The following is a 1099-nucleotide window of genomic DNA, read 5'->3' as shown; positions in this document are numbered from 1 at the left end:
CTAGGTGTCGTGACTCCGGACGTTGTTGACGGCGGCGTGTCAACTTGATCGGGGAGGGCCCCCGAGGCGGGGTGGGTGTGTCTGACGCATCCGCCGCGCACACCGGAGGCCCTCGATGGCGCACCGTAATGCCCGCCTGACCCCGTACGCCCGCCGACTGCTCGTCGAGCGCTATCTGGTCGGCTGGCCCGCGGCGCGCATCGCCGAGCAACTCGGGGTCTCGCGGGCCACGGTCTACAAGTGGATCCGCCGCTACCGCGCCGAGGGCTGGGCCGGGCTCGCTGAGCGCTCGAGTCGCCCGCACCGCTGCCCGACCCGCACCAGCACGCAGACCGAGGCCCGGGTCCTGGAGCTACGCCGTCGCCGTCATCGTGGGCCGGTGTTCCTGGCCGGCGAGCTCGGGCTGGTCGCCTCGACCGTCGGCCGGATCCTTCGTCGCCACCAGGTGGCGCCGCTGGCGGCCACCGACCCGATCACCGGCGCCCCGGTACGCCAACGCCGCGGTGGGCGCCGCTACCAGCGGTCCCGGCCCGGTGAGTTGCTCCACGTCGATGTGAAAAAGCTCGGCCAGATCCCCGACGGCGGCGGCTGGCGCCTGCATGGGCGCGACGCCACCCGCGCTCACCGGCACAAGAAGACTCCGACCGGCTACGACTTCCTCCACGTCGCCATCGATGACCACTCCCGCGCGGCCTACATCGAAGCGTTGCCCGACGAACGCGATCCGACCTGCGCGCAGTTCCTGCATCGGGCGGCGACCTGGTTCGACCGGCACGGTGTCCGGGTCGAGCGGGTCCTGACCGACAACGCGCTGGCCTACCGCCGCGGCCGCACCTGGAGCGCGGTCTGTGCCGGACTCGGGATCCGGCGCCGGTTCATCCGGCCCGGACACCCGTGGACGAACGGGAAAGCCGAGCGGCTCAACCGCACCCTGCTCACCGAGTTCGCCTACGCCTGCCCCTGGACCAGCAACACCGAACGCCGCGCCGCCCTCGACGACTGGACCCGCCACTACAACACTGAACGAGCCCACTCCGCGCTCGGCGGGCGACCCCCGATCAGCCGGCTCCCCACGTCGACAACGTGACGAGTCACGACA

1 protein-coding gene is annotated in these 1099 nt (G+C 72.0%); it reads left to right on the top strand.

Annotated elements, in window-relative coordinates; genetic code table 11:
- Positions 1-115: 115 nt before the first annotated feature.
- Positions 116-1087, top strand: a complete 972-nt coding sequence (locus ACLFMI_RS26760; RefSeq protein ID WP_410950738.1) for an IS481 family transposase — start codon at positions 116-118, stop codon at positions 1085-1087.
- Positions 1088-1099 lie beyond the last annotated feature (12 nt).

It is taken from the genome of Pseudonocardia nantongensis, assembly GCF_046546495.1.
Lineage (GTDB): Bacteria > Actinomycetota > Actinomycetes > Mycobacteriales > Pseudonocardiaceae > Pseudonocardia > Pseudonocardia nantongensis.
The sequence above is the reverse complement of the archived record's forward strand: the minus strand, read 5'-3'. Positions and strand labels throughout refer to the sequence as shown.